Origin of the sequence: Nakamurella endophytica, from assembly GCF_014646215.1 — a bacterium.
GTDB classification, from domain to species: domain Bacteria; phylum Actinomycetota; class Actinomycetes; order Mycobacteriales; family Nakamurellaceae; genus Nakamurella; species Nakamurella endophytica.
This window is the reverse complement of the sequence record NZ_BMNA01000012.1, coordinates 91837-99695: the sequence shown is the minus strand read 5'-3', so window position 1 is coordinate 99695 and position 7859 is coordinate 91837. Positions and strand designations below refer to the sequence as shown.

The 7859-nt window shown below is 76.1% G+C and carries 8 protein-coding genes; 3 read left to right on the top strand and 5 right to left on the bottom strand.

Annotation, left to right across the window (positions count from 1 at the left end; genetic code table 11):
• The first annotated feature begins 104 nt into the window (after positions 1-104).
• Positions 105-1163, top strand: coding sequence for a Gfo/Idh/MocA family protein (locus IEY37_RS18640; RefSeq protein ID WP_229674637.1), 1059 nt, complete (start codon positions 105-107; stop codon positions 1161-1163).
• 82 nt (positions 1164-1245) lie between these two features.
• Positions 1246-1947 (top strand): alpha/beta hydrolase, encoded by a 702-nt coding sequence (locus IEY37_RS18635; protein ID WP_188944281.1) that lies wholly within the window; start codon positions 1246-1248, stop codon positions 1945-1947.
• A gap of 52 nt (positions 1948-1999) precedes the next feature.
• On the opposite strand, the gene IEY37_RS18630 is transcribed toward IEY37_RS18635, so the two are convergent.
• The 3 genes from IEY37_RS18630 to aspS are packed head-to-tail and all read right to left on the bottom strand — an operon-like array spanning position 2000 to position 5361.
• The gene (locus IEY37_RS18630; RefSeq protein ID WP_229674636.1) at positions 2000-2542 is read right to left on the bottom strand and encodes a GNAT family N-acetyltransferase; all 543 of its coding nucleotides are present in this window, start codon (positions 2540-2542) and stop codon (positions 2000-2002) included.
• Positions 2539-3483 carry a DUF389 domain-containing protein gene (locus IEY37_RS18625; RefSeq protein ID WP_188944279.1) on the bottom strand — a complete coding sequence of 315 codons (945 nt, stop codon included), beginning with the start codon at positions 3481-3483 and terminating at the stop codon, positions 2539-2541. Before IEY37_RS18625 ends, IEY37_RS18630 begins: the two co-directional genes overlap by 4 nt.
• 12 nt (positions 3484-3495) lie before the next feature.
• Complete coding sequence (gene aspS, locus IEY37_RS18620; protein WP_188944277.1) at positions 3496-5361, bottom strand: aspartate--tRNA ligase; 1866 nt, start codon at positions 5359-5361, stop codon at positions 3496-3498.
• 235 nt (positions 5362-5596) lie between these two features.
• Between aspS and IEY37_RS18615 the strand changes: the two genes are divergently transcribed.
• Positions 5597-5815 carry a YdeI/OmpD-associated family protein gene (locus IEY37_RS18615; protein ID WP_188944275.1) on the top strand — a complete coding sequence of 73 codons (219 nt, stop codon included), beginning with the start codon at positions 5597-5599 and terminating at the stop codon, positions 5813-5815.
• Between the two features lie 12 nt (positions 5816-5827).
• On the opposite strand, the gene IEY37_RS18610 is transcribed toward IEY37_RS18615, so the two are convergent.
• Both IEY37_RS18610 and IEY37_RS18605 read right to left on the bottom strand, forming a co-directional pair.
• Positions 5828-7099, bottom strand: coding sequence for an RNA polymerase sigma factor (locus tag IEY37_RS18610; RefSeq protein ID WP_188944273.1), 1272 nt, complete (start codon positions 7097-7099; stop codon positions 5828-5830).
• Positions 7096-7542 (bottom strand): YciI family protein, encoded by a 447-nt coding sequence (locus tag IEY37_RS18605; protein ID WP_188944272.1) that lies wholly within the window; start codon positions 7540-7542, stop codon positions 7096-7098. Before IEY37_RS18605 ends, IEY37_RS18610 begins: the two co-directional genes overlap by 4 nt.
• Positions 7543-7859 lie beyond the last annotated feature (317 nt).

Sequence of the window (7859 nt, the reverse complement as noted above, 5' to 3'; positions counted from 1 at the left end):
AGCGCACTCGGCGGCCTCCCACCACTCAGCCGACTGGCACCAACCTGATGGCCGGGTACAGCTAGGGTCGCCGCATCACCACGACGACGACGCGACTCGGCCTGGTGGGCCGCGGCTGGCGGGCGGACTTCTTCGCCCGCCTCGCCCGGCTGCTGCCGGACGAGTTCGAGCTGGTCGGGGTCGCCGTCCGGGACACCGACGGTGCCGCGGACGTGCAGCGACGGTGGAGCGTCCCGGCCCACCTGTCCCCCGCCGAGCTCGTCGCGCGCCAGCACCCGGACGTGGTGGTCAGCAGCGTCAGCTGGGCCGCGAACCCCGCGGTGGTGGCCGACCTGGTGGCGGCGGGCACCGCCGTGCTCAGCGAGACGCCGCCGGCCCCGGACCACGCCGGCCTGCTCGACCTGTGGGACCGGGTGGGCCGCTCCGGCCGGGTGCAGGTCGCGGAGCAGTACCTGCTGCTGCCCGGCCACGCCGCTCGGCGCGCGGTCGTCGAGCGGGGGGTCATCGGCACGCCGACGTCCGTGCAGGTGTCCTCGACGCACGGCTACCACGCCGTGTCCCTGATGCGCGGCTTCCTCGGCGCGGGGTACGGACCCGTCGCGGTCGCCGGCCGCACCTTCACCGCCCCGCTGGTGGACCCGCTGCACCGGGACGGCTGGACGCTCGACGACCGCGAGCACCCTGCCGCGACCACGCTCGCCACCCTCGACTGGGGCGACGGCCGCAGCGGGCTGTACGACTTCACCGACAACCAGTGGCACAACCAGCTGCGGCTGCGGCGGATCCTGGTCCGCGGCAGCCGCGGCGAGATCCAGGACGACTCGGTGGTCCGGCTCACCGGGCCACGCACGATCGTCCGCAGCACCCTGGTGCGCTCCCAGCTCGGTCACGACCTGAACCTGGACGGCCACGACACCGAGCACCTGTCGTTCGACGGCGAGGTGGTGTGGCGCAACCCGTTCCTCGGGCTGCGGCTGATGGACGAGGAGATCGCCATCGCGACGCTGCTGCGCGCCGCCGCACGGTGGGCGGCCGGGGACGGCCCGCCGCCGTACCCGCTGGCGCAGGCGTGCCAGGACCACCTGCTGTCGCTGGCCCTGGACGAGGCGGTGCGCACCGGCCGGCCGGTCCGCACCGAGCGGCAACCCTGGGCCGCCGGCTGACCGGCGCACCGTCGTCGCCGCAGCGTCGTGAGGGGCTGCGGCGGTCCGGGTCGCCGGGTAGGGGCTGGTTATCCTCGGCCGCATGGCCTGGGAGGGGGAACCGGTCGCCGAGGTGCGCTGGCTCGGCACGCCGCGACCGGACGACGCGGACGCGCCGACGCTGGTGCTGCTGCACGGCTACGGCGCCAACGAACGCGACCTGGTCGGGGCGCTGCCCGCGGTGCAGGCATTCCTGCCGGGCGTGGATGCGCGGGTGGTCGCGGTGCGCGGGTTCTTCGGCGTCCCGTGGCGCGCCAGCGGCTACTCGTGGTTCCCCGGCGACGTCCGGGTGCAGCCGCCGCCGGAGATGATCGCGGCGACGGCCGACCGGCTCGCCGACGTGGTCGCGCAGCACACGGACCGCGCCGTCTGGCTGGGCTTCTCGCAGGGCATGTGCGCCGCGATCACCGTCCTGCGCCGGCGGCCCGAGCTGGTGCGGGCGCTGGTCGCGCTGAGCGGTTTCAGCTTCGACGCGCCGCAGCCGGCCGACGCACTGCTGGCCCGCGAGGCGGCAGCCGGGCGCGGCGTCCCGGCGTTCTACGGGCGGGACCCGGCCGACCCGGCCATCCCAGGCTTCGCCAGCGCGTGGGCGCTGCGGTTCCTGCGGGAGCACACGGCGGTGCAGGAGCGCACGTACCCCGGTGTCGGCCACGGCCTGTCGCTGCCGGAGATCGCCGACGTGGTCGCCTTTCTCGCTCCGTTCCTGCGGACGGCCGGCGGCCGGGACGCCGCCGCGGCCGGCTGACGACACCCGCTTGCCGCGGTCCCGCGCGCCGGCGGGGCGGGACCGACCGGCGTCACCACGGGTCGCCGTCCCGCCCGTCGCACACCAGAAGGCGGTCGGGGTCGAGCGGGACCGTGCCCGGCAGCACCAGCACGGCGTCGTCGTCGTCCGGGGTCCGGCGCACGCCGCCGGGCTCCAGCACCGCCGTCGGACCGCGCCACGGGACCCACCCCCGGGACAGGTAGAGCCTGCGGCCGGCGTCCGAGGTGCTCAGCGCGCCGGCCTGGTGCACCCGGCGCGCCGCGTCCTCCAGCACGGCGAGCACGGCGCCGCCGTGGCCCCGGCGGCGGTGGTCGGGATCCACGGCCACCGCCTCCACGTAGCCCGCCCGCAGCGGCCGGCCGGCGTGCCACAGCCCGCGGGCCACCAGCGCGCCGTGCGCCAGCACCCGGCCGTCCCGCAGCACGAGCGCGTGCAACCCGCCCAGGGCGTGGGCCCAGTCCGCGTCGTCGAAGTCGCCGGCGAAGGCGCGGTCGCACACCGCCCGCGCCTGCTCGGCGAGATCCGGCGGCAGCTGCGCCGTGTGCCCGACCCACAGTGCGGAATCCGCGGTCACCGCCGGACGGCCCGCTCCTGCAGCCGGCGGTGCCGCCGGACGTCCACCCACCGCACCACCAGCAGCGTCGCCACGGCGGCCGCGACGATGCCCACCAGGTTGATCGCCAGCTGCAGCGCCGCACCGCCGACCGGTCCCCAGTGGTGCAGCACGGACCCCACGGCGACGTAGCCGGCGGCCGGCACGGTCGTCACCGAGATGAACACCCCGACCAGCGCCGCGGACTTGCCGGTGGTCATCGAGAGCATCCCGGCGGCCCCGGCCAGCAGCGCGACGATGAACGAGAACGGGCCGATCCGGTAGATGAAGTCGGTCTGGTGGCTGATGTCGAGGTCGACCGGCGCGATCAGGTGCACGCCGGTGGCGAGCCACGACGCCAGGGCGGTGACGGCCACCGCCGCCGGGAAGCCCAGCACCAGGGTCAGCGCCGCGCGGCGCACCAGGGCCCACCGCCGCAGCACCAGTCCGATCGAGATCGCTGCCAGCGGGCCGAACTCCGGCCCGACCACCATGGCGCCGACGATGGTGATCGGCGAGTCCAGCACCACGCCGATCGCCGCCAGCAGCACCGCGATGCTCAGGAACGCGAGGAACGTCCCGGACGGCACGGACTCGTCGTCGGCCCGCTCCTGCACCTGCTGCCAGACCACCGAGTCCGCGGACTCGCCGGGAGTGGCCCGTTCCGCCACCCGGGCCTGCTCGGAGCGAGCGAGGGCCAGGTCCTGACCGGTGACGGCCCCCGCGTCGAGGCCGAGCCCGAGCAGCTCGTCCACCAGCTCGTCCGTCACCTCGCGGACGACGTCGGCCTCCACCAGGTCGCCGGCCGGCCGCACGGCGGCGCCGCGGACCAGCACGACGTGCGCCACGCCCGGGTTCTCCGCCAGGGCCTGGCAGACCGCGGCCGTCAGCGCCGGCGGGACGAGCAGCCGCAGGTGGAACACCCGGCGCCGCGGTCAGCCGGCGGAGGCGGGGCCGGCAGGAGCGGGGCTCGCGGAGGCAGCGGCGGGTCCGGCCGCGGCGGGTCCGGCCGCCGCGGGTCCGGCGGCCGCGGGTCCGGCGGCCGCGACGGCGTCGACGCCGGCCTCCTTGCGCTGCGCCGACGTGATCGGCGCCGGAGCACCGGTCAGCGGGTCGTAGCCGCCGCCGGACTTGGGGAAGGCGATGACCTCGCGGATCGAGTCCTGGCCGGCCAGCAGCATCACCACGCGGTCCCAGCCGAACGCGATGCCGCCGTGCGGCGGGGCGCCGTAGGAGAAGGCGTCGAGCAGGAAGCCGAACTTCTCCCTGGCCTCGTCCTGGGACAGCCCCATGACGGCGAAGACCCGCTCCTGCACGTCCCGGCGGTGGATACGGATCGAGCCGCCGCCGATCTCGTTGCCGTTGCAGACGATGTCGTGGGCGTAGGCCAGCACCGCGCCGGGATCGGTGTCCAGGGTGTCGAGGAACTCCGGGCGCGGCGAGGTGAACGCGTGGTGCACCGCCGTCCAGGTGCTGCCCTCGCCGCCGACCGCGACGTCGGCGGTCTCGTCGACCCGCTCGAACAGCGGCGCGTCGACCACCCAGCAGAACCGCCAGGCCGACTCGTCGATCAGGCCGTCCCGGCGGCCGATCTCCAACCGGGCGGCGCCGAGCAGCTCCTGCGCCGCCCGGCGGGGTCCGGCCGCGAAGAAGACGGCGTCCCCCGGCCGGGCGCCGACCGCCGTGGCCAGGTGCTCGCGCTCGGAGTCGGAGATGTTCTTGGCCACCGGGCCGCCGAGGGTGCCGTCCTCGCCGACGGTGACGTAGGCCAGTCCGCGGTGACCGCGCTGCTTGGCCCACTCCTGCCAGGCGTCGAACCCGCGGCGCGGCGTCGCGGCGCCGCCGGTCTGCACGACCGCCCCGACGTAGGGAGCCTGGAACACCCGGAACGGCGTGGCCGCGAAGTAGTCGGTCAGGTCGACCAGCTCGGTGGACAGCCGCAGGTCCGGCTTGTCCGAGCCGTACCGGTTCATGGCGTCGGCGTAGCTGATCCGCGGGATCGGCAGCGGCACCTCGTGGCCGATGAGCGACCAGAGCGCGGCCACCACCGCCTCGGCCACCTCGATGACGTCGTCCTGGTCGACGAACGACATCTCCACGTCCAGCTGGGTGAACTCCGGCTGCCGGTCGGCGCGGAAGTCCTCGTCCCGGTAGCAGCGGGCGATCTGGTAGTAGCGCTCCATCCCGGCCACCATCAGCAGCTGCTTGAACAGCTGCGGCGACTGCGGCAGGGCGTACCAGGACCCGGGTCGCAGCCGGGCCGGCACCAGGAAGTCGCGGGCACCCTCCGGCGTGGAACGGGTCAGCGTCGGTGTCTCGATCTCGACGAACCCGCGCTCGTCGAGCACCGCCCGCGCCGCCTGGTTGACCGCCGCGCGCAACCGCAGTGCCGCGGCCGGCGCCGGCCGGCGCAGGTCCAGGTACCGGTAGCGCAGCCGCGCCTCCTCGCCCGGCTCGGCGTCGCCCTCGACCTGGAACGGCAGCGGGGCCGACTCGTTGAGCACCTCGAAGTCCGTGACGCTGACCTCGACGCCGCCGGTGGCCAGCGCCGGGTTCTCGCTGCCCGCGGGCCGCAGGTCGACGGTGCCGCGCACGGTGATGCAGAACTCGCTGCGCAGCCGGTGGGCGCGCTCGGCGAGGGCCGCATCGCGGAACACGACCTGCACGATGCCGCTCACGTCGCGCAGGTCGATGAAGATCACCCCGCCGTGGTCGCGGCGGCGCGCCACCCAGCCGGCCAGGTTCACCTGCTCGCCCTGCTGGGCGGGACGCAGGGAACCGGCGAGGTGGTCGCGGAACACGGCTGGGCCTTTCTGCCACGGGTGCGGACCCGTCGGGGCGCCGCGCAGGACCCGTCGATCCTACGGTCCGGCGCGTCCCGGTCCCGGTCGGTGCACCGGCGGCACCGGGGCGGCACCGGGGCGCACCGGGGCGCACCGCCGGCCGGGGGCGCCGGTCCGGGCAGACCGCTGCAGGGCTGCGTGCGGTCGCGGCACACTGGGGACCGCACTTCCCGACGACGTGAGGAGCGAGACGGTGATCACCACGGCAGGCATCGCGGTGCCCGACGACATGGCGGAGGCGCTCGGCCGGGACGCCGGCGCCCTGGAGGCGTTCCAGGACCTGCGTCCCACCGACCAGCGCGAGTTCGTCGACTGGCTCGCGCGGCCCGGGGCCGAGGCGCGGCAGGCCAAGTTGCAGCAGCTCGGCCGGCGGGTCCGCCAGCACCGGCACCGCCCGGCACCGGCCGACTGACGGACCGCCCGGCTAGGGCCGGGACCCCGACCCGCCGGCGCGGGCGCCGAACCAGTCCCGTTCCGCGTCCGTCCGGGCCAGCTCGGCGGCGCGCCGCCACTCGCGGGCCGCATCGGCCGCCCGGCCGAGCCGGTCCAGCAGGTCGCCGCGGGCGGCCGCGGCGTAGGGCGAGCGGGCCAGCACGCCCAGGGACAGCAGCTCGTCCAGGTCCGCCAGCCCGGCCGCGGGCCCCTGGAGCCAGGACAGGGCGACGCTGCGGCCGAGGGCGAAGCCGGGCGACGGGTCCACCGCCAGCAGCCGCGAGTACAGCGACACCACGGCGGCCCAGTCGGTGTCCGCGAACGTCGGGGCGACGGCGTGGGCGGCGGCGATCGCCGCCTGCAGCACGTACGGGTCGCCGGCGTCCTGGGCCAGCGCCGCGGCGGCCAGGGTCAGCCCCCGGTCGACCAGGGCCCGGTCCCAGCGGCCGCGGTCGGCGTCGGCGAGCAGCACCTGGCCACCGTCGGACCCGAAGCGCCCGCCGGCCCTGGCCCTGGTCAGCTGCACCAGGGCCAGCAGCCCGGCAAAGGCGGGCACCCGGGGACGCAGCCGGTGGAGCACCGACGCCAGGTACTGCGCATGGTCGGCGAGCACGTCGTCGACCAGCGCCGGCCCGGCGGTCGCGGTGTGCCCGACGGTGAACGCCAGGTGCACCACCCTGGCCACCGCCGGCAGCCGCGCGTCGACCGTCGCGTCGTCGGGCAGGTCGAGCGCCGGACCCGCGGCCGCCAGCCGTGCCTTGGCCCGGGTCAACCGGGCCGCCATGGTGGGCGTCGGCACGCCGTGCGCCGCCGCGATCGCCGCCGTCGAGACGCCGCAGGCCAGCCGCAGCGTCAACGCCACGCGGTCGGGCTCGGTCAACCGCGGATCGCAGCACAGCACCACCATCCGCAGCTCGTCGTCGCCGACGACGGCCGCCTCCGCGACCAGCGCCTCCGGCCCCTCGACGGCCGACCAGCCACCGGCCAGGGTGACCAGGGCACGGCGGGCCACCTGGGCCCGCCGCACCCGGTCGACGGCGCGCCGCCGAGCGGCCGTCACCAACCAGGCCTCCACGGACTCCGGGATCCCCGACCGCGGCCAGGAGACCAGTGCCTGGACGAAGGCGTCCGCGGTGGACTCCTCGGCGATGTCCAGATCCCGCACCGAGCGCAGCGTGGCGGCCAACACGCGGCCGGACAGCTCGACCCGGGCGGCGGCCGCGGCGGCCGCCACCTCGGGCATGCTCGGTGCGGCGGCGGTCATGCCGAGGCGGACCCGGCGGATCCGGCGGCGGTGGCTGCTGCCGTGCCGGTCGACTCGGAGGCGCCTGCGCTCCCCGCGGAGTCCCCGTCGCCGAACTCCCAGACCGGGCGCAGCTCGACGTAGCCGTACGGCGCGGGACACAACCGCGCCAGCTCGAGCGCCTGGGCGTCGTCCCGCGCCTCGATGACGTAGTACCCGCCGAAGACCTCGGTCACCTCGGGCAGCGGGTTGTCCACGGGCCGGACCGCGTCGGTGCGCGTCCCGCGGAGGAAGGTGGCCGTCGAGACCGGTTGCAGCGCCTCACCACCCAGGACCGATGCGCCGGCAGCCCGCACGGCGGCAGAGAAGTCGGAGTGCGCGGCCATCACCGTGTCGAAATCCGCGGGACCGTCCGGCCCGTACGCGTCCTCGTGCTCGACGATCCCCAGGAAGTACTTCGGCATGATCGGTGCCTCTCGTTCGTGGTCGGCCGTCCGGCCGGGGTGCCCGTGTGGGCACCCGTCCTGCAGACGAGCGACGGCCGCCGGATTCGACAACGTCCGCGGCCCCGATCCTGGCGCAGCAACCCGGACCCGTCGACCCCGCGGATCCGGGCCCCGCCGGGCCCGCACAGGACCCCATGACGCAGCGCACAGCCGGTCGGCCAGCGGCGAAGATCCCATCCCGGTAGACTGGTGGTTCTCACGGAGTGTGTCGCGCGCTCTGGCTGGCGGAGGTCTCGCCCCTGGTCCGGACAGGACCGCACCGGAAGCTGCGACCG